Annotated in this window: 20 protein-coding genes; 13 read left to right on the forward strand and 7 right to left on the reverse strand. The window is 70.3% G+C overall.

What is annotated here, in order from left to right; genetic code table 11:
- The first annotated feature begins 30 nt into the window (after positions 1-30).
- On the forward strand, positions 31-1,530 hold the full coding sequence (locus ABD714_RS09435; RefSeq protein WP_344812062.1) for a DUF2252 domain-containing protein: 1,500 nt from the start codon (positions 31-33) through the stop codon (positions 1,528-1,530).
- A gap of 60 nt (positions 1,531-1,590) precedes the next feature.
- On the opposite strand, the gene ABD714_RS09440 is transcribed toward ABD714_RS09435, so the two are convergent.
- Entirely contained in the window at positions 1,591-1,920 is a 330-nt protein-coding gene (locus tag ABD714_RS09440) for a carboxymuconolactone decarboxylase family protein (RefSeq protein WP_344812063.1), read from the reverse strand.
- Between the two features lie 230 nt (positions 1,921-2,150).
- Here ABD714_RS09440 and ABD714_RS09445 point away from each other — a divergent pair, with 230 nt between their 5' ends.
- The 7 genes from ABD714_RS09445 (at position 2,151) to ABD714_RS09475 (ending at position 10,821) form a co-directional block, all read left to right on the forward strand.
- Positions 2,151-3,251: an AI-2E family transporter gene (locus ABD714_RS09445; protein WP_344812064.1), complete on the forward strand. Its 1,101-nt coding sequence runs from the start codon at positions 2,151-2,153 to the stop codon at positions 3,249-3,251.
- The gene (locus ABD714_RS09450) at positions 3,248-4,135 is read left to right on the forward strand and encodes an SPFH domain-containing protein (protein WP_344812065.1); all 888 of its coding nucleotides are present in this window, start codon (positions 3,248-3,250) and stop codon (positions 4,133-4,135) included. The genes ABD714_RS09445 and ABD714_RS09450 overlap by 4 nt, the downstream gene beginning before the upstream one ends.
- A complete protein-coding gene (locus ABD714_RS09455; RefSeq protein ID WP_344812066.1) occupies positions 4,132-4,776 on the forward strand; it encodes a hypothetical protein in 645 nt (214 codons plus the stop codon). Before ABD714_RS09450 ends, ABD714_RS09455 begins: the two co-directional genes overlap by 4 nt.
- An 87-nt stretch (positions 4,777-4,863) precedes the next feature.
- The gene (cls, locus tag ABD714_RS09460; protein WP_344812067.1) at positions 4,864-6,300 is read left to right on the forward strand and encodes a cardiolipin synthase; all 1,437 of its coding nucleotides are present in this window, start codon (positions 4,864-4,866) and stop codon (positions 6,298-6,300) included.
- Positions 6,301-6,356: 56 nt separating this feature from the next.
- The gene (locus ABD714_RS09465) at positions 6,357-6,968 is read left to right on the forward strand and encodes a TetR/AcrR family transcriptional regulator (protein WP_344812068.1); all 612 of its coding nucleotides are present in this window, start codon (positions 6,357-6,359) and stop codon (positions 6,966-6,968) included.
- Complete coding sequence (locus tag ABD714_RS09470) at positions 6,962-8,698, forward strand: ABC transporter ATP-binding protein (RefSeq protein ID WP_344812069.1); 1,737 nt, start codon at positions 6,962-6,964, stop codon at positions 8,696-8,698. The genes ABD714_RS09465 and ABD714_RS09470 overlap by 7 nt, the downstream gene beginning before the upstream one ends.
- Positions 8,695-10,821, forward strand: coding sequence for an ABC transporter ATP-binding protein (locus ABD714_RS09475; RefSeq protein WP_344812070.1), 2,127 nt, complete (start codon positions 8,695-8,697; stop codon positions 10,819-10,821). Before ABD714_RS09470 ends, ABD714_RS09475 begins: the two co-directional genes overlap by 4 nt.
- On the opposite strand, the gene ABD714_RS09480 is transcribed toward ABD714_RS09475, so the two are convergent.
- From ABD714_RS09480 to ABD714_RS09500, 5 genes are all read right to left on the reverse strand, one after another.
- Positions 10,818-11,270: a hypothetical protein gene (locus ABD714_RS09480; RefSeq protein ID WP_344812071.1), complete on the reverse strand. Its 453-nt coding sequence runs from the start codon at positions 11,268-11,270 to the stop codon at positions 10,818-10,820. The two genes, ABD714_RS09475 and ABD714_RS09480, sit on opposite strands and share 4 nt — an antisense overlap.
- 32 nt (positions 11,271-11,302) lie before the next feature.
- Positions 11,303-12,133 carry a PhzF family phenazine biosynthesis protein gene (locus ABD714_RS09485; RefSeq protein ID WP_344812072.1) on the reverse strand — a complete coding sequence of 277 codons (831 nt, stop codon included), beginning with the start codon at positions 12,131-12,133 and terminating at the stop codon, positions 11,303-11,305.
- Between the two features lie 267 nt (positions 12,134-12,400).
- Positions 12,401-13,210, reverse strand: a complete 810-nt coding sequence (locus tag ABD714_RS09490) for a DUF2382 domain-containing protein (protein ID WP_344812073.1) — start codon at positions 13,208-13,210, stop codon at positions 12,401-12,403.
- Between the two features lie 340 nt (positions 13,211-13,550).
- Positions 13,551-13,895 (reverse strand): hypothetical protein, encoded by a 345-nt coding sequence (locus ABD714_RS09495; protein WP_344812074.1) that lies wholly within the window; start codon positions 13,893-13,895, stop codon positions 13,551-13,553.
- A 306-nt stretch (positions 13,896-14,201) separates the two neighbouring features.
- A complete protein-coding gene (locus ABD714_RS09500; RefSeq protein WP_344812075.1) occupies positions 14,202-14,375 on the reverse strand; it encodes a hypothetical protein in 174 nt (57 codons plus the stop codon).
- Between the two features lie 729 nt (positions 14,376-15,104).
- On the opposite strand from ABD714_RS09500, the gene ABD714_RS09505 reads away from it, so the two are divergent.
- The 5 genes from ABD714_RS09505 to ABD714_RS09525 all read left to right on the forward strand — a co-directional run bounded on the left by ABD714_RS09505 (position 15,105) and on the right by ABD714_RS09525 (position 18,581).
- On the forward strand, positions 15,105-15,440 hold the full coding sequence (locus tag ABD714_RS09505; protein ID WP_344812076.1) for a hypothetical protein: 336 nt from the start codon (positions 15,105-15,107) through the stop codon (positions 15,438-15,440).
- A gap of 484 nt (positions 15,441-15,924) precedes the next feature.
- Positions 15,925-16,989, forward strand: a complete 1,065-nt coding sequence (locus ABD714_RS09510; RefSeq protein ID WP_344812077.1) for a sigma-70 family RNA polymerase sigma factor — start codon at positions 15,925-15,927, stop codon at positions 16,987-16,989.
- 4 nt (positions 16,990-16,993) lie between these two features.
- Complete coding sequence (locus tag ABD714_RS09515) at positions 16,994-17,869, forward strand: STAS domain-containing protein (protein WP_344812078.1); 876 nt, start codon at positions 16,994-16,996, stop codon at positions 17,867-17,869.
- Complete coding sequence (locus ABD714_RS09520; RefSeq protein WP_344812079.1) at positions 17,869-18,267, forward strand: STAS domain-containing protein; 399 nt, start codon at positions 17,869-17,871, stop codon at positions 18,265-18,267. Before ABD714_RS09515 ends, ABD714_RS09520 begins: the two co-directional genes overlap by 1 nt.
- On the forward strand, positions 18,264-18,581 hold the full coding sequence (locus tag ABD714_RS09525) for a phosphatase RsbU N-terminal domain-containing protein (RefSeq protein WP_344812080.1): 318 nt from the start codon (positions 18,264-18,266) through the stop codon (positions 18,579-18,581). Before ABD714_RS09520 ends, ABD714_RS09525 begins: the two co-directional genes overlap by 4 nt.
- A gap of 126 nt (positions 18,582-18,707) precedes the next feature.
- On the opposite strand, the gene ilvA is transcribed toward ABD714_RS09525, so the two are convergent.
- Positions 18,708-20,000: a threonine ammonia-lyase IlvA gene (ilvA, locus tag ABD714_RS09530; protein WP_344812081.1), complete on the reverse strand. Its 1,293-nt coding sequence runs from the start codon at positions 19,998-20,000 to the stop codon at positions 18,708-18,710.
- Position 20,001 lies beyond the last annotated feature (1 nt).

A 20,001-nucleotide genomic window follows, 5' to 3' on the forward strand; every position in this document is an offset into this window, starting at 1 on the left:
GCCACGACCGCGCCCCGAGAAGGAGAACCGATGGTCGCCCAGCCGTTCCCGCCGCCCGTGACCATCGCGGACCGCAGTGACCGAGGGCGGCAGGCCTCGCGGCAGACCCCACCGGCCGTCCACGCGGACTGGACCGCGGCCGCCGATCGCCCCGATCCGGTCGAGCTGCTGGTCGCGCAGAACGTCACCCGGGAGAGCGATCTGGTGCCGATCCGGCACGGCCGGATGATGACGTCGCCGCTGGCCTTCTACCGCGGGGCGGCGACCGTCATGGCCGCCGACCTCGCCCGCACCCCGACGGCAGACCTCCAGGTGCAGCTCTGCGGCGACGCCCACCTGTCCAACTTCGGTGGCTACGCGTCCCCGGAGCGCCACCTGGTGTTCGGGGTCAACGACTTCGACGAGACGCTGCCCGGTCCGTTCGAGTACGACCTGTCGCGCCTTGCGGCGAGCTTCACCATCGCCGCCGGCAGCAACGGGTTCCGCCGGCGCGACGTCCGGAGCGTGACCGGCGCGGCGGTCCGGGCCTACCGCACCGCCATGATCGACTTCGCCGAACAGCGCACGCTCGACGTCTGGTACGCGCGGATCGACGAGTCCGACATCCGTGCGGCCATGCGCTCGCTGCGTCGGCGGGCCGCCGGCCCCGCCGAGGGCTCCACAGCGGGGAAGAAGGGGCGCCGGGGCAAGGCGGAGGGCCGGCCCAAGACCCGGGGGGCACACCTCGACAAGGCGATCAAGGCGACCCACAAGCTGCTCCGCAAGGCTCGCACGCGTGACCACCTGCACGCCCTGGCGCGGTTCACCGAGGTCGTCGACGGACGGCCGCGCATCACCAGCAACCCCCCGGTGGTCACGCCCCTGCGAGAGCTCGACGGCGCCTGGGGGCTGTCGGGCGAGCAGATCCGCGCGGTGGTCCAGGACCAGTTCGAGGCGTACCAGAGCAGCCTCAGCGCCGACCGGCGCCAGCTCCTGGCGAGCTACCGGATCGTCGACGTGGCCCGCAAGGTGGTCGGCGTCGGCAGCGTGGGAACGCGGGCCTTCATGGTGCTGCTGCAGGGTCGCGACGAGCAGGACCCGTTGTTCCTGCAGGTCAAGGAGGCGACGCGATCGGTGCTCGAGCAGCAGCTGCCCGCCACCCGCTTCGCCACTCCTGGGCAGCGGGTGGTGGAGGGCCAGCGGCTGATGCAGTCGTCGTCGGACATCTTCCTGGGCTGGACCAACGGGATGGCGGAGGACCGCTTCTACTACTGGCGCCAGCTCCGTGACATGAAGGTGTCCGCCGCGGTCGAGACGATGGACCCCCTCCGGATGACCTTCTACGCGCGGTTGTGCGGGTGGACGCTCGCCCACGCCCACGCCCGGTCGGGTGACCCGGTGGCGATCGCTGCGTACCTGGGCCAGGAGGATGACCTCGACCGTGCGCTCGTCGAGTTCTCCGCGCGGTACGCCGCGCAGAACGCCGATGATCACCGACGGTTCCTGGCGGCCATCACCGACGGACGGGTCGAGGCCCGCCAGGACGTCTGATCCGGGACAGGACGTCTGAGCCGAAGGCAGGACGTCAGGTTGCGGCGGACCCCCGACGCCTCACTGCTCCAGGGCAGCAGCCACGTCGTAGCCGAGCGCCATCCCGAGGCTCGGGGCGGCGGTCACGACGCTGGGCAGTCCCACCACGGAGACGACACCCACGAGCACGTCGACGATCTCACGGTTGGTGGCGCCGGCGCTGACCGCGGCGTTCGTCTCGGCGCCGTACGACGGGACGGTGCCGCCCACGGCCACCAGGGCGGCCAGGCGGACGAGGGCGAGGGTCTTGGGGTCCAGGTGCGTCTCGCCGGAACCGACCTCGGTGGCGGCGTCCTCGGCGAAGCCCCCGTCGTTGATGGCGAGTCGTCGCAGCACCTCCGTGTAATCCACCGTGGACCCACCCTCTCGACGCTCGGAACACCGACAGACCCAGTCTCGACCGAGGCAGGGCTCCACAGCATCATGCGGATCGAGTGAACTCCTCGCCCACCACCTGCGGCAACTCGGCTGGGGGCTGTTTCACGCGTTCTGCATGACGACACGGCGGCCGGGCCGCCGGAGGATCGTGGTGTCGCCGGGAAGACCCACCGGCGGTGACCCGGTGAAGGGAGCCGATGCTCATGACGCCCAGGAACAGCGCGGCTGTCGGAGCTCCCGCAGTCGCACCGCGAGCCGCGCCGCACCCCCGGGGCCTGCTGATCATGGTCGGGGTGGCCGCGGTGCTGGTGACCGCGCTCGGCCTGCGGGCGTTCGCGAGCGTGGTGGCGCCCGTGTTCCTGGCCGTGGTCCTGTCGGTCACCGTGCAGCCTCTGCGTCGTCTCCCCGCCCGGCGTGGACTGCCGACCTGGGTCGGCGCCGTGCTGAGCCTGCTGGCGGTGTACGCCATCGTCGTCGGCCTGATCGTCGTCCTGGTGATCTCCGGAGCGCAGCTGGCGGCTCTGCTGGAGGACTACGCGCCGCAGTTCGAGGCGTTCCTCGCGCGGGTCGGCGAGACCCTCTCCGCCGCCGGTGTCAGCGCGGGCCAGCTGGACGCCGTCTCCGCGGCCCTGGATCCCGGCAAGCTGATCGGCGTGGTCGCCGGCCTGCTGGGCGGTCTGGCCGGGATCTTGAGCAGCGTCGCGTTCCTGGTGCTGCTGCTCTTCTTCACGGTGACCGACGCCGGGGCCTTCGCCGCCAACCTCGCCCGGATCTCACCGGCGGGCAGGCGGCTGGCCGACGCGCTCGTGCTCTTCGCCCGCGGCAGCCGTCAGTACCTCGCGGTCGCCACCGTGTTCGGCGCCGGTGTCGCGCTGTGCGACGTGATCGCGCTGACCGTGCTGGACATCCGCTACGCCTGGCTGTGGGGACTGCTCGCCTTCATCACCAACTACATCCCCAACGTGGGCTTCCTGGTCGGACTCCTCCCGCCGACCCTGGTGGCCCTGCTGGACCACGACCCGGGCACCGCCCTGGCCGTGGTGATCATCTACTGCGCGCTCAACATCGTGCTGCAGAGCGTCGTCCAGCCCCGGGTGGTCGGCAGCACAGTGGGCCTCTCCGGCACCCTGAGCTTCTTGTCGCTGCTGGTCTGGAGCACCATCCTCGGTGGTGTCGGTGCCCTGCTGGCCATCCCGGCCACGCTGTTCGTCAAGGCGGTCTTCGTCGACGTCGACCCCGACCGCCGGTGGCTGACCCCGCTGCTGTCCAGCGCTCCCTCGGGCGCCGAGGGGGCACCACGATGACCACCGCCGGTTGGATCATCGTGGTGATCCTCGTCATCCCCGTGCTCGCCGTCCTCGCCTGGATGGTGATCAGCAGCTCGCTGGTCCGGGTGCCGTCGGGCAGCCTCGGGCTGCTGATGGTTCGGGGCCGGGCCACCGACACGGCCCTGACGCCCGGTCCGCACTTCGTCCCGGCGCTGCGGCGCAAGATGCTCGAGGTCTATCCGTCGGTGCAGCTGAGCTTCCGGGCCGGAGCGCCGACCTCGGGGGCCGCGGACACCGAGCTCGACCGCAGCGGTACCGGCCTGCCCGTCACACTGGGGGATCGGACCACCGCCGTCGTGGGCTACACCGTCCGGTTCCGACTGGTGCCGGCGAGGCTGCGCGAGGTGCACGAGAACCTCGGCCCGCACGGGGTCTTCGGCTTCGTCCGGGACGAGACGGCGGTCGCCGTCACCCGGGCGCTGCGCGACTCGGAGGTGGCGGTCGAGGATTTGGTGGGCAGCGCCCTCGAACGGTGCCAGCAGGATCTCCGCGCCGCGGTCGCCGCGGCGTTGGCCGAGAACGGTCTCGAGCTGACGGGTTTCCGGCTCGGGACGCCCGACCTGGGCCGCACGGGTGAGGTCATCCAGGCCACCTTGCGGGCCCGTCAGGAGCTGGAGCGGGAACGCGCCGAGGCGGCGACGCGGCTCGCCCGAGCGGTCAACGACGCCGAGCTGGACGCCCGGTTGTCCGGCACCGCCACCGCGGCGTGGCGCTACCGGGAGACCGACCTGTGGTCGGAGCTGGTGCAGCGGACGGAGGCGTTGCAGGTCGCCCTCCGCGCCGTCGGACCCGGTGAGTCGGTCGGACCGGAGCAGAACCGACCACCTCGGGAGCAGGATCCGACGACGGGGTTGCCGTGAGCGAGCAGACCTCGGTGGCGGGCTCGTTGCCCGCCGCCGACCGGCTGATCGAGATCGTCGCCGTGCTGCTCCTCGGTCTCACCACCATCGGCACCGCCTGGTGCGGCTACCAGGCGGCGCAGTGGAACGGACTCAGCGGTGACCATGCTCGGGCCTCGGCCGAGCAGCACGTCGACGGCGCCCGTCTCTACGGGGCGGCGACGCAGCGGGTGAGCTACGACAGCCAGATCGTGGCGCAGTACGCCGAGGCCAAGTCAGCGGGGAACACCCGCCTGCTCCGTTTCTACCGCGCGTCCTTGATGCGGCCGGACTTCCTTCCCACGCTCGACCGGTGGGAGGCTGAGGTGGACGCCGGCCGGCTACCCACCGGGTTGACCGAGGACCAGGCGTACGTGACTGCGCAGCTGGCCGACTACCGGGCGGCCGTGGCCAGTGCGTCGGCGTCCACCGCAGCCAGCCAGGAGGCCGGACAGAGCGCGGATGCGTACGTGGCCACCACGATCCTGCTGGCTGCCGCCCTGTTCTTCGCCGGTGTCACCTCCTCGTTCCGCTACCGCCCGGCGCGCGTCCTGCTGCTGCTGGCGGCCATCGGGACCGTGGCCGTGGCGGCGTCCCGCCTGGCCGGTCTGCCCCTCGGCTGAGGCGGACCCGGCCCCTTTGATCAACCCACCCGCCCCCCGGAGAGGACCCCGTCCGATGTCGGTAGCGCCCCCCACGCGGAGCAGACCGTGATCGCGTCCATCGTCGTCGCCCTGGTCGTCTTCACCCTCAACCTGATCGCGCTCGGGCTGGTGCCCGAGAGGCGACGCCCGTCGTCGGCGATGGCCTGGCTGCTGCTGATCCTGTTCCTGCCCGGGATCGGCCTGCTGCTGTTCCTGCTCATCGGCAGTCCGTACGTCCCGCAGAAGCGCCGCGAGCAGCAGCGGGTGACCGGCGCGTTGATCCGGCAGGGTCTGGCCCAGGTCCCCGCCCTGCCTGCCTCGGCGGACCGACCGGGCTGGCTCGACTCCGTCATGGTCCTCAACCGACGGCTGGGTTGGCTGCCCGGCGTCGAGCACAACGCGGCGGTCCTGTTCAGCGACTACGAGGTGTCGGTCTTGGCCAAGGCGGAGCTGGTCCGGACCGCCGAGCGCTACGTGCACGTCGAGTACTTCATGATGTGTCGGGACAGCACCAGCGAGCCCTTCTTCGCCGCCCTGCTGGACGCGGCCGCCCGTGGGGTCACCGTGCGGGTGCTCTTCGACCACCTCTCCACCTTCGGGCTGCCGGGCTACAAGCAGATGCTGGCCACGTTCGACGAAGCCGGCATCCAGTGGCGGCCGATGCTGCCCATCCAGCCACTGAAGGGGCACTGGCGTCGCCCCGACCTGCGGAACCACCGCAAGATCCTCGTGGTGGACGGCCGCTCCGCCTTCGTCGGTTCGCAGAACATGATCGACGCGAGCTACCACAACAAGAAGCACGAGGCGGCCGGACGCCGGTGGCACGAGCTGACGACCCGGGTCGAAGGACCAGTCGTGCAGTGCATCGACCTGGTCTTCGCCTCCGACTGGTTCCTGGAGTCCGCGGAGAACATCGGTCCGCAGCTGCTGCCCGCACCGGACGCCGGCGGTGACCTCACCTGTCAGATCGTGCCCAGCGGGCCCGGGTTCCCCGACGAGAACAACCTGCGTCTGTTCAACACGCTGATCTACGGAGCCCAGCAGCGTCTGGTCATCACCAGCCCCTACTTCGTCCCCGACGACTCGCTCCTCTACGCGATCACCACCGCCGCCCAGCGCGGGGTGTCCGTCGAGCTGTTCGTCAGCGCCCAGGGTGAGCAGTTCATGGTCAGCCACGCCCAGTGCTCCTACTACCGGTTCCTGCTCGAGGCCGGCGTACGGATCTTCCTCTACCCCTATCCCTACGTCCTCCACGCCAAGCACTTCTCCGTCGACGACCACACCGCCGTGATCGGCTCCAGCAACATGGACATCCGCTCGTTCAACCTCGACTTCGAGGTGTCGATGATGTGCAGCGGGCCCGGCTTCGTCAGGCAGATGCGCGAGGTCGAGGACGAGTACCGGACCGTGTCGCGCGAGCTCACGCTCGAGGAGTGGAAGCGGCGGCCGCTGACCAAGCGCTGGCTGGACAACGTGATGCGTCTGACGTCAGCCGTCCAGTGACCCCATCCCGACGCCGGCCAGTTGCTGAGTGAGCACTCACTCACTATAGTTCCGGCGTGGCTCGCGCAACCCCTCTCCCCGCCGACGAACGGCGCGCCGCGATCATGGCCGCCACCGAGCCGTTGCTGATGCAGTACGGCCGCGAGGTCAGCACCCGGCAGATCGCGGAGGCCGCCGGCATCGCCGAGGGCACGATCTTCCGGGTCTTCCCCAACAAGGACGCCCTGGTCGACGCCATCCTGGAAGACGCCTTCGAGGCCGAGCCCACGTTCCTGGCGCTCTCGCAGATCGACCCCGACCTCGACCTGGGTGTCCGGCTCGAGCACGCCATCGCGATCATGGAGGCCCGGCTGCGCCGCGTGATCAGCCTCTTCCCCGCCTTCCGCCACGATCCACCCCTGCCGAAGGGCGCCACGCACGAGGACCACCGGCGACGGCGGGAGCAGGACAACGCCCGCCTCAACGCCGCCCTGGTGGACGTCATCGGCCCGGACGCCGCCCTCCTGCGGTTGCCCGTCGACCAGGTCGCCGACCTCATCCGCGGACTGGTCTTCACCGTCACCCACCCCCTGATCGGCGCCACGTTCTCCAGCGAACCCCGCGTCATCGTCGACACCCTCTTGCACGGCATCGCGACCCCCACCTGTCAGGAGCTCCACCCATGCTGATGCGCCTGCTGCGCCAGTACCTTCGGCCGTACCGGTCGATGATCATCGCCACCATCGTGCTGGCCACCCTCGGCACCATGGGCGCGCTCTACCTGCCCAGCCTCAACGCCTCGATCATCGACGAGGGCGTGGCCACCGGGAACACCGCCTTCATCTGGCGCACCGGCGGCGTCATGCTCGCCGTCAGCGCGATCCAGATCGTCTGCTCGATCGGCTCGGTCTACTTCGGGGCCAGGACCGCGATGGCCTTCGGCCGGGATCTCCGCGCCGCCATCTTCGACCGGGTGCTGACCTTCTCCGCCAGGGAGCTGAACCGCTTCGGGGCCCCGTCGCTGATCACCCGCAACACCAACGACGTCCAGCAGGTCCAGATGCTGGTGGTGATGTCGGCGACCGTGTTGCTGTCGGCCCCGATCACCATGGTGGGCGGCATCATCATGGCCATGCGGGAGGACGTCGGTCTGTCCTGGCTGGTGGTGGTGGCGGTGCCCGTGCTGGCCGGCTCGATCTGGCTGGTGATCAGGAAGCTGCCGCCGCTGTTCCGCACCATGCAGGGCCGCATCGACACGGTGAACCGCATCCTGCGCGAGCAGATCACCGGCATCCGGGTCGTGCGGGCGTTCGTGCGCGAACCGTACGAGACCGCGCGTTTCGCCAGGGCCAGCGGCGAGCTGACCGAGAGCCAGACCCTGGTCGGGCAGCGGTTCGCCATGATGTTCCCGATCGTGATGCTGGTGCTCAACGTGAGCAGCGTCGCGGTGCTCTGGTTCGGGGGGCACCGGGTGGACGCCGGCAACATGCAGATCGGCTCCCTGACCGCCTTCCTCACCTACCTGATCCAGATCCTGATGTCGGTGATGATGGCCACCTTCTTGATGATGCTGCTGCCCCGGGCCGTCGTATGCGCCGAGCGGATCGGGGAGGTGCTGGACACCGAGTCGTCAGTGGTCACCGCCGCCGAGCCGGTCACCCGGCTGCCGCAGGCCTCGGTGGTGGAGCTGGCCGGGGCCGAGTTCACCTACCCCGGCGCCGAGTCGCCGGTCCTCCGGGACATCTCCTTCACCGCGCGTGCCGGCCAGACCACCGCCGTGGTCGGATCCACCGGTGCCGGCAAGACCACCCTGGTCTCGCTCCTTCCCCGGCTGTTCGACGCGACCGGGGGCGCTGTCGAGGTCGACGGTGTCGACGTCCGCGACATCGAACCCGAGCTGCTGTGGAGCCGGATCGGGCTGGTGCCGCAGAAGCCGTTCCTGTTCACCGGCACCGTCGCCTCGAACCTGCGCTACGGCAGGCCGGACGCAACCGACGACGAGCTGTGGCACGCGCTGCGGATCGCGCAGGCCGAGGACTTCGTCCGGGCCATGGACGGCGGGTTGGACGCCGCCATCGCCCAGGGCGGATCCAACGTCTCCGGCGGACAACGACAACGCCTGTCCATCGCCCGGGCGCTGGTGAAGCGGCCGGAGATCTACGTCTTCGACGACTCGTTCTCCGCCCTCGACGTGGCCACCGACGCCCGGTTGCGCGCGGCCCTGCGGGCCGAGACCACCGGCGCCTGCGTGATCATCGTGGCCCAGCGGGTGGCCACCATCCGGGATGCCGACAAGATCCTGGTGCTGGACGACGGCGAGCTCATCGGCAGCGGCACCCACGACGAGCTGCTGGTCACCTGTCCCACCTACGCGGAGATCGTCGACTCCCAGCTGAGCGCCGAGGAGGCGGCGGCATGAGCGAGCGCAAGTCAGACCGCGTGAGCAAGCACGACGGCCGGATCCGTCCGGACGACGAGATCCCCGATCCGCTGACCGACTCCCCCACCGCCGGCGAGACGCTGGTCCCGGCCGACGTGGTGGCGGGCTCCGAGGAGCCGGCCCCGCTGACCAAGGCCCCCGAGCGTCCCAAGTACGCCCCCCCGGCCGGGCCGCGGCCGCCCGGCTCCGCCATCGCGGTGGAGAGGTCGCTCAACTTCGGCCCCTCCCTCAAGCGGCTGCTCGGCCACCTGGTGCCGGAGCGGGCGGTGATCATCTTCTGCATCGTGCTCGCCGTCGGCGGCATCGTGCTCAGCGTCGTGGGGCCGAAGATCCTCGGCTGGGCCACCGACGTCATCTTCACCGGCTTCATCGGTCGCCAGCTGCCCGCAGGAGCCAGCAAGGAGCAGGCGGTCGCCGCGCTCCGGGCCCAGGGCAACACCACGTTCGCCGACCTGGTCTCACGCCTCGACGTGACTCCCGGCGTCGGCATCGACTTCGGTCTGCTCGGCGAGATCCTGCTGATCGCGCTGGGACTCTACGTGGTCAGCTCGCTGCTGCTGTGGTGGCAGGGCTACCTGCTGAACGCCGCCGTCCAGCGCTCCGTGTACCGGATGCGCAACGAGGTGCAGACCAAGATCAACCGGCTGCCGCTGTCCTACTTCGACCGGTCCCCGCGCGGCGAGCTGCTGAGTCGGGTGACCAACGACATCGACAACATCTCCCAGGCTCTGCAGCAGACGCTGTCTCAGCTGCTCACCTCGCTGCTGACCGTGGTCGGCGTGGTGATCATGATGTTCGTGGTCTCACCGATGCTGGCGCTGATCGCCCTGGTCACCATCCCGGTCTCGGTGCTCGTGACCGGGGTGATCGGCAAGCGGGCGCAGAAGCAGTTCGTCGCCCAGTGGCGGACCACCGGCGAGCTCAACGGGCACATCGAGGAGGCCTTCACCGGCCAGTCGCTGGTCAAGGTGTTCGGTCGTCGGACCGAGGTCGAGGAGGTCTTCCGGCAGCGCAACGAGGGTCTGTACAGCTCGTCCTTCGCCGCGCAGTTCATCTCCGGCATGATCATGCCGACGATGATGTTCATCGGGAACCTCAACTACGTGATCATCGCCGTGGTCGGCGGGCTGCGGGTGGCCAGCGGCACCATCAACCTCGGCGACGTGCAGGCCTTCATCCAGTACACGCGGATGTTCACCCAGCCGCTGACCCAGGTGGCCTCGATGGCCAACCTGCTGCAGTCCGGGGTGGCGTCGGCGGAGCGGGTGTTCGAGGTGCTGGACGCACCCGAGCACGCGCCGGACGCCACCGGCGCGCTGAACCCGGTGCGCGGGCAGGTGGACTTCGACCACGTGGCGTTCTCCTACACCTCGGACAAGCCGCTGATCACCGACCTGAACCTGCACGTGCGGCCGGGTCAGACGGTGGCGATCGTCGGCCCGACCGGTGCCGGCAAGACCACGCTGGTCAACCTGATCATGCGGTTCTACGAGCTGAACGGCGGCCGGATCCTGCTGGACGACGTGGACATCTCGGCGGTCCCGCGCGCGGCGCTGCGCAGCCAGCTCGGCATGGTGCTCCAGGACACCTGGCTGTTCCACGGCACCATCCGCGACAACATCGCCTACGGCCGACCGGACGCGTCCCCGGAGGAGATCCTGGCCGCGGCGGAGGCGACCTACGTGGACCGCTTCGTGCACTCCCTGCCCGACGGCTACGACACGATGATCGACGAGGAGGGCAGCAACATCAGCGCGGGCGAGAAGCAGCTGGTGACCATCGCCCGCGCCTTCCTCGCCGACCCGGCGCTGCTGATCCTCGACGAGGCGACCAGCTCCGTCGACACCCGGACGGAGGTGCTGGTGCAGCACGCGATGGCCGCCCTGCGCACCGACCGGACGAGCTTCGTCATCGCCCACCGCCTGTCGACGATCCGGGACGCCGACGTGATCTTGGTGATGGAGAGCGGGTCGATCGTGGAGCAGGGCAGCCACGCCGAGCTGCTGGACGCGCGCGGCGCCTACTGGGCGCTCTACAACGCCCAGTTCGCCGGCGCCATCTCCGACTCCGAGCTCGGCGACCCGGTGGGGGCGGACCGCTAGCGCCGCGGGGCGGGGGCGACGGCGGTGGACTGCCGCCGTCGCCACAGCAGCACGAAGCCCTCGGCCGCCAGCACGGTGACCAGCAGCTGCCAGAGCCAGCGGACCCGCGCGTCGGCGGTCGGGTCACCCTGCACCCGGACCCGGTCGGGGTGGTCGACGTCGTACTCCACCCAGATGTAGCCGCGGCCACGGCCGAAGTCCGGCGGGATCACGTCGCACGGCCGCGTGACGCGGGTGAGGTGCACCCCGCCGGCGTACGGGATCGCGATGTCGTAGCGGATGGCGTTCCGCCAACCCACCCCGGTCGAGCTGGGACTGCCCATCGCGCCGAGGCAGCCCAGGTCGCTGCCGGTGATCCGCGCGTCGGCCAGCACCGAGTGGTGCGCGAACCGGTCCGCTTCGTGACGCGCCGACAGCCAGAACCCGAGCACCAGCAGGGGGAGCAGCACGAAGGCGGCCGGCCACAGCCACCTCGGGCGGGTCAGAGGGCGACCGTCCCGCTGATCCCGGCAGTCACCCGGCCACCGACCCAGACGTCCTCCCCCTCGGCACTCACGTGCACCCGGCCCCGCCGACCCAGCACGGTGCCCTGCGCAGCCACGTACGCGGTCGGGAGCCGCCCGGTGGCGATCAGCCACTGAGCGAGGGAAGCGTTCAGGCTGCCGGTGACCGGGTCCTCGGCCAGACCGTCGCCGACGGCGAACAGGGCTCGCACCTCCACCGCGCACTCCGCCCCGGGCGGGTATGGTCCGATGATCCCGACGTCGCGGAAGGTGCCCGGTCCCGACGGCCGGGCGGCCAGCACCGTCGCGGCGTCACGGACCAGCACGCCGACCCAGCCCGGACCGTTGTCGACCCACTGCGCGTCGACCACGGCGTCGGCCGGCACCCCCAACCAGCGGGTCAGCTCAGCGACCTCGTCGACCGACAGCGGACCGGACCGGAGCAGAGGTGGGGCCGCGAAAGCGAGCCGGTCGTCCTCCCGGCGGACCGGCACCAGACCGACCTCGCACTGCTGCACCAGGTGGTCGGCGTCCCGGGGTTCGCCGCCGGCGGCCAGCCAGGCGGCGGCCGACCCCAGCGTGGGATGGCCCGCGAACGGCAGCTCGCCGTCGACGGTGAAGATCCGCACCCGGTAGTCGGCCGCGGGATCGGTCGGCCGCAGCAGGAAGGTGGTCTCGCTCAAGTTGGTCCAGCGCGCGAACGCCACCAGCTGCTCGTCGGTCAGGTCGTCGGCGTCGTGCACCACCGCCAGCGGGTTGCCGGTGGTGAGCCGATCGGTGAAGACGTCGACCTGGGAGAAGCGGTGCATGCGGTCAGCCTGTCATCCGACCTGCAGAGCGCGTGCCGGCAGGCCCCGGCGCCGAGAAGCGCGCACCCAAGCTGTCGGCCGGGTCGTTCCTCGTCGGCTGCCTGCGGATGCCCAGAAGTCCGCCGACGGGGTCGAGAGCGGCGCGCTCAGAACCCGTCGGCGCGGCCCGAGGCTCACGACGTGGTGCTGTCCTTGACTGTGGTGGCCGAGTGGCGGACCTGGCCCCGGCTGATGGCCGGCCGGCGGCGCCCGCTGCCAGTCGCTCGACTAGCGGTGGTCGCCGCGTGCCTCGTCGACCTGGACGCGCTCCTTGCGCACCTCGTCACTGACGGTCTCCTGATGGGTCGTCGTCTCGGTGCCCAGACGGACGCGTTCGACCGGGACCGTGTCGGTCTCGACCACGGGGCGCTCCTCGTGCAGGACGACCTCCTGCTCTTCCTCGGAGATCGACGGGCCGGAAGTCGCTGCGTGGGCGTTCGGGTCGGTGATCGGTTCGCGCTCCACCCGGACCTCCTCCCGCTGCACCGGCACGGTCTTCGTGACGTTCTCGGTGACGACGTACTTCCGCAGGCGGGCCCGCCCTGACTCCCGCCGCTCGGTGCCGACGTGCAGCTGCTCCTCCGACACCGTCATCGCGTCGTCGGTGGTCGGGCCGGAGGTGTCTCCGCCGGGCCTGGTCGAACGCTCGCCGCGGAGGTCGTGGTCACGCTGGTCCCCGTCGCTTCCCGGCGTGCGGAAGCTGTCGTCCCGTCGGCGGTCCCAGTCGCCGCTGCGGCCGTAGTAGTCATAGAGCTCGCGCTCCTGCTCGGGCGTCAGATGACCGTCCTCGCTGAGGTTCGGCGCGTCCTTGACGTGCGACTTGGTGAACGGGACGACGAGTCGGTCCTCCGAGACGGTCGCGTCGGCGAGCGGGACGAAGCTCTCGTTCAGCCCGAACAGCCCGGTCCGGACGGTCACCCACTCCGGCTCGCCGGTCTCGTCGTCGACGTACACCTGACGGGCCGCGCCGATCTTCGCGCCGTCGGAGTCGTAGACGTCGCGCTCGGCAATCGTCTCGATGTCGTTCTGGTTCAGCATCGTGGCCTCGATTCTGCGGATGTCTCCGCGATGGTGACGGACGGTTCTGGTCCTGTCGTCGGCTGCTGGTCCGCCGCGCCGCGGCTCAGCCGGGTTGATCACCCGACAGCTGCTCCGCGCGTTCTGTTTACGACGTAAACCGATCTCGACCGTAGTGACGACAGGGTGAGTGGCGCTGCACCCCCAGGGGTGGGATCTGGCCACGTGCGCGGCTTCGTCCCGCCTCTCAGTGAAGAAGACTCGCGAGGCCGTCCGCCATCACGCGAGACGCGCCGGCCGATGGGATCCGGTCACGCCACGGCCGGTCGGCGACCTTCCGTCCCAGCGCCGTCGGGCCGCGTCATGTCACGCCCCCTGGGCGACTCCCCGCGCGGGGCGGGGTGGGCACGATGATCGGGGATGCACCTGGTTCACGGCGATCGCTGCACCGTTCGGCCGGCCACATGTTCTGATCGAACCAGGTCCAGAACTCGCAGGCATCCTCGATGCCGGCGCCGCCCTCGATCGCTTCCTCAGTGAGGTAGGCGTCCCGCACCAGTCGGGTGAGGAACGTGCCGAGGGCACGTGCGTCGATGTCCATCCGCGCAGCGATCTCGGTCCTACATGACTCAGCGAGCTGCGTGGCAGCCGCGGATCGACGTCCGATCGCCTCATCCCTGCTGTACAGCAGGAGCAAGGCGTTCACGAGCGCTTGGTCTTCCATGACCCCCCCGGTCAGCGAGCAGAACCGGTCACGTCGCCGACGGCGAGTCCGCCGACTGTGGTGCGCCGGTCGGTGCGGGACGCCCAGTGGACGCCCTGTCGGACAGACCATCCAGCTGATCGAGGAATCCGTAGGTGGGATCGGGGTCGCACGCGACGACGGCGGCGGCTAGGCGTTGAGGCAGCCGGTAGAGGCGACTGAGTCCGGTGCGAGGTGAACGCACGGAGTCGGCTCTGCTCCCGCCAGCTGATCGTGCGCTGCGCGTGCGTGGAGGTCCAGCGGCCGTTGTCATCGCTCGCTGATGTCGCCCTGGATGATGCTGGTGGCGCCGGCGGCCCGGAGCTGGGGATCGTCGAGGTGCTGGCGGATCCCGTCGACGAGCTCGGCGTCACCGAGGGGGACGCTGGCGGTCAGACGATCGGCGTGATCGTTGACCACCGTGTCGTGGATGGCGTCTGCCATGCGCTGGCGAGCGCCTGCGGGGAGATGACCCGAGGCCACGGCGACTGCGACTCGGACTTCTCCGTTGTCATCCGGCGTCGAGATCGTCGCCTCGGCGAGGACGTCGCCGCCGGCGGCGATCCTCACGTGTCGGTTCTCGGCCATCATGGTCTCCAATCGTTGAGGGGTGGACGCCGGACGGGCCGTGGTCAGGCCCAGGCGGGCGGCCCGTCCCAGCGGTTCTCCTGGACGTATCGGGTCGTGATCGCTGCGCGTTCATCATCAGTCCGCGCACGCTGGCGAATCTCAGGTCAGCTGCATGATGACCACCACGAGCACCACGATGACGAGAATCCCGATGATCGTGCCGATGAGTCCTCGGTTCATGACGGGGGTCCTTTCGTCGGGCACGCAGGTGGACTGCAGGCACGGTGGCGTCGAAGAGGTCGTGTGGATCCTCCGAGGTGGAAACGGTGCGACGGGCAGGGCATGACGCGAACATCCGCCCGCGGTCCTGGGTGCGTGGCTGGGAGCCGTGGCATCCCGCGCCCAGGACGAGCCGCACGCCGGCAGTGGCGACCGTGAGCCCGCGTCATGTCCTGCCGGCGGAGGATTCCCATCGTCAGGAGCGCTATGACGAGACCTAGATCGCAGGCCCACACCACGAAGGGCGGCCCACCTCAGCAGGTTGTCGGACCACAGCCGCCGGACCCTCCGGAGCAACCGCAGGACGGATTCGGTGCCGTCGCGGTGGCCGCCGACATCGAGCTGCACGGGTGCTCGATGGACACGTACGAGATGCTCCTGGCCTGCCTGGAGCTGACGTCGAGTGGTCGGGCACTCCCCTCGTGCCTGTTCCACTGGGTGGAGGACTCCGCGGACGGTGTGGTCCTCCACGAGGTGTGGGCCGACCGCGCGGTCTGGGATCAGGTGCTCATCGAGTTCCTGTTGCCGGCGACGTCCATCTTGGGCTTGCCTCTCCCGACGGTGCGAACTCGGGCCGTTGCCGGCTACCTGATCGGCGAGGGCGACCCGATTCGTCATCACGCACCTCGTCGATGGTTTCGTGAGGATGCCCCGAGTTAGCAGCGTCAGCCGGCGCCACCGCCCCCCCGCCCGCCGGCAGTCGGCGGTCCAGATGTCCTGGCCACGCGCCGGTCGATCTCGTCCCGAGGACGAACCGGGTGGACTGAGTCTGCTGGTCCTGACGACAACGGCATGTCTGGTGCTGATGCTGCTGGCGGCGGTTCTGGCCGGCGGGGAGGCCCGGCCCACTCACCCGAGCGACGAGCCGGCCGCTGCACCCGCCGGCCGCACCAGCGGCGACACGATCACGCCACGCCGGGTCGGGGTCGGGGTCTCATCCGTCGCCGCCCCTCGGTCCTAGGCCTCTGAGGTGACTTCACTTCGCGTTCCGCTCCGACGCCAACCGATCCGTCCGCCACCGCCGTCATGCTTACACCCCAAGGGGTGGTTGCCACGAACAGTCGTTCGTGGTTTGGTCAGGGTTGGATGGACATCCACGAACGAGCGCTCGCCCGACCTCGGGCAGGCTCACAGGTGCGGGGGCATGATCGCTGAGGCGGAGGACGGGACAGCCAGCCAGGCCGATGTCGCGGCCTTGCTGACGGTCGTTCGTCGCGTCGTCGCCGGCCGGGTCAACGACAGGGTGGCCGCCGAGGATCTCGTGCAGGAGACGCTGGTGCGCGTCCTCGGCGTCAGCCACCGGCTCGAGCCGGCGATGCTCAAGCCCTACGCCATCACCACCGCCCGCAACCTGGTCGCGTCGATGTGGAAGTCGCAGGACCTCGAGCGGCGGCACCGCCACCGCGTCGTCGAGCTCGATGCCGGTGACGAGCCGATCGACGGCTTCTTGCGGCAACAGGACCGCGAGACCGTCGCGGCCGCGCTGTCCCGGCTGTCCGAACGTGACCAGTCGGCGCTGCTGGCTCACGAGGTGGGGGGCCGGGACATGCAGTCACTGGCCGCCGAGCTGGGCGTCTCGTCCGGAGCGGTCGCGGCCCAGCTCAACCGCGCCCGCGCCCGGCTGCGCGTGGAGTACCTGCTCACCGGCCGGGACGAACCGCCGACCGAACGGTGCCGAGCAGTTCTGCTGGCCATCTCCGGCGGCGACCGTCGGCGACAGCGTGAGGTCGACGCAGCAGCGCACCTGCTGGAGTGTGACTTCTGCGTCGAGTTGTCCGAGCCGCTGGTCCAACGCGCTCAGAGTCAACAGCGAGACGTCCGGGTGCCGATCCGGGTCGACGCCGACATCGTGACGGCCCGCCGGGAGGTGCGTCGGCTGGCGACGGAATCAGGGTTCAACCGGACCGACGGGGTGGTGTTGGCCACGGCTGTGTCGGAGGTCGCCCGCAACATCGTCCGCTTCGCCGGCTCCGGGGTCATGCTGATCCAGGTTCTCGAGGAGCCGCGCGTCGGCATCCGGGTGCTGGCGCGGGACAACGGACCCGGCATCGCCGACGTGGATCAAGCCCTGGCGGACGGCTACAGCACCTACCGAGGCCTCGGCCTCGGCTTGCCTGGAGCTCGACGGCTGACTGACGAGTTCAGCATCGTGTCCGAGCTCGATCACGGAACGACCGTGATCATGACCAAGTGGCGAAGAGAAGGATGATCAGATGACCGACGATCCAGTACCGGTCGGCTCCTATGCCGACGACCAGCTGCTGCCGCAGCTGGTGGCGCACCTGAGGGAGAAGCGCGGCCGGCTGCGTCAGGAGTGGGCTGCCCGCATCCAAGGGGCTCACCTGCTGCAGGCGATGACGCCGCAGGAGATGGCCACGGAGACGACCTCGGTCTACGACAACTACGTCGAGGTCCTCGAGACGGGCAGCGTCGAGGCGCTGCAGCACTACGCCCGGGACCTGTCCGAGCGGATCATCCCGCGCGGGGTCGAGACCAACGAAGTGGTCGGCATCGTGCTGCTGCTCCGTGACGTCCTGGCCCGGTCGCTGTTCGAGAAGTACCAGCAGGACATGCCCACCCTCTACCGGGTGCTCGACGCCTACGAGCCGGCGGCGAACCGGATCGCCAACACCGTGGCCGTGAGCTTCGTGGAGGAACGGGAACGGGTCATCCGGCAGCAGCAGGACTCCATCCGCGAGCTGTCGACACCGGTCCTGCCGGTGCGCGAGCGGCTGCTCATCCTGCCCATCATCGGCGTGCTCGACACCGAGCGCGCCCGCCAGCTGACCGAACAGCTGCTCCGGGGTATCCGCACCCACCGGGCCCGGGTCGTGGTCATCGACATCACCGGAGCTCCCGCGGTCGACGCCGCGGTGGCCAACCACCTGGTGCGTACGGTGGATGCGTCACGACTGATGGGAGCGAGCGTGATCATCACCGGACTGTCACCGGAGATCGCCCAGACGCTGGTCACCATCGGAGTCGATCTGAGCAAGATGAACACGATCGGCGACCTCCAAGGCGGGCTGGAAGAAGCCGAGCGGCTGCTCGGCTTCGTCGTCACTCGCCAGGAGGGAGCGACCAGCTAGTGGACACCGGGCCGGCGCTGGTTTCGATCCTGCGGCAGGGAGGGCACCTGATCGCATCGGTGCACACTGCCCTCGACGACTCCCAGATGGACCGGTTCCAGTCCGACCTGATCCGCGAGATCGGTCAGTACCGCGCATCCGGGGTGATCATCGACGTCGCCGCCCTGGACGTCCTCGACTCCTTCGCGTCGCGAACCCTGCAGACGATCGCGGAGATGGCGCGGCTGCGTGGCGCCGAGACCGTGATCGTGGGCATCCAGCCCGAAGTCGCCTACGCGATGGTGGAGCTGGGCATGAACTCGGAAGCGCTGACGACGGCTCTCGACCTCGAGGAGGGCCTGGTGTACCTGCAGCGTCACGGCCGACATCCTCCCCGGGCCCGAGGGCCGGGCGGATGACCGTCAACGACCTGGACCAGCTCCGCCGCAGCTACCGCGCAGCGTTCCTGCACTGCCTCACTGCCACCGACGAGCGCGCTCTGCTCACCGGATACGACATCGGTCGAGCGGCCGTGGTCGCACGCCTCAGCCTGCTCGACGTCGCTCAAACCCACCACCAGCTCCTGGCCGAGGTGCTCCGGACCTCACCCACGAACGAGGTCGAGAAGATCACCCAGTCGGCCTCCGACTTCTTCGTCGAGGTGCTGGCCGCGTTCGACATGGCTCAACGCGTGCTGCCGCTCACCCCGGGTGACCCCCAGCGGGAGCGGTGACCCGGTGCGGGCGGTCACCTTCGCCCGCGGCGGCAACGAGGCGACGACGATGACCCCGAGATCCTGCAGATCCCCGTGCGGAGGAGACACGAGCGCCCGTCACCGTCGCCCCCACGCCGGGGTGCGCTAGAGCAGGAACCGGAACATCGGGCTGTCGGCGGCGATCTGCTCGCACTTGGCCGGGGCGGCGGTCATCCGCTCCAGCAGACCGGCCAGGTCGGCGGCCCGGGCCAGCTCGATACCCACGATGGCCGGACCCGTCTCCCGGTTGCTGCGCTTCACGTACTCGAACAGCGTGACGTCGTCCTCGGGGCCCAGCACCTCGTCCAGGAAGCGACGAAGAGCACCCGGCTCCTGCGGGAACTCGACCAGGAAGTAGTGCTTCCGGCCCTCGTGGACCAGCGCCCGCTCCACCACCTCGGCGTACCGGCTGACGTCGTTGTTCCCCCCGGACAGGATGCAGACCACTGTCGACCCGGGCACCAGCTGCCCACGGCGGGCGAGCTCGTCCAGTCCCGCGGTCGACAGGGCACCGGCCGGTTCCAGCACGATGCCGTCGCTGGCGTAGAAGTCGAGCATCTCCACGCACACCTGGCCCTCCGGGGCGGTGATCATCTCGATGTCGGCGGCGGCGATCACCGGCAGCGTCACGGCTCCGGCCCGGCGGACCGCGGCTCCGTCCACGAAGGTGTCCAGATCGGGCAGGTCCACCGGCCGTCCGGCGGCCAGACCGGCGGCCACGTCGGCGGCCCCGGACGGCTCCACCCCGACGATCCGTACGCCGGGGTGTCGCTGCCGCAGCCAGGCGGCGCAGCCCGCGACCAGTCCGCCACCACCCACGGGGACGACGAGCACGTCAGGGACCCGCCCGAGCTGCTCGACGATCTCGATGGCCACCGTGCCCTGACCGGCGATCGTGTACGGGTCGTCGAAGGCCGGCACGACGGTGGCCCCGGTGCGCTGCGCGTCGGCCAGCGCCGCGGCGTTGGCGTCGTCGTAGGTGTCGCCGACGACGATGACCTCGACGTTGTCGCCCCCGATGGCGGCGATCCGGAGCCGCTTCTGCCGGGGGGTGTTGCGAGGCAGGAACACCCGCCCCCGGACGCCGAGCGCCGCACACGCGTACGCGAGCCCCTGCCCGTGGTTGCCGGCGCTGGCACAGACCACACCCCGCGCACGGGCCCGCGGGTCGAGCCGGTCGATCACGGTGTAGGCGCCGCGCACCTTGTAGGAGCGGACGACCTGCAGGTCCTCACGCTTGACCAGCACCTCGACCCCGAACCGCTGCGACAGCCGGGGACTCGGCTCCAGCGCGGTGCGCGTGACCACCCGGTTCAGTGCGGCTGCCGCCGCCTCGATCATCCGCGCATCGACAGTCGGCTCCACCGACCGCGCCCCGGGTCCCGTCTCGACCGCCACG

The organism is Microlunatus aurantiacus, from assembly GCF_039536605.1.
GTDB classification, from domain to species: Bacteria; Actinomycetota; Actinomycetes; order Propionibacteriales; family Propionibacteriaceae; genus Microlunatus; species Microlunatus aurantiacus.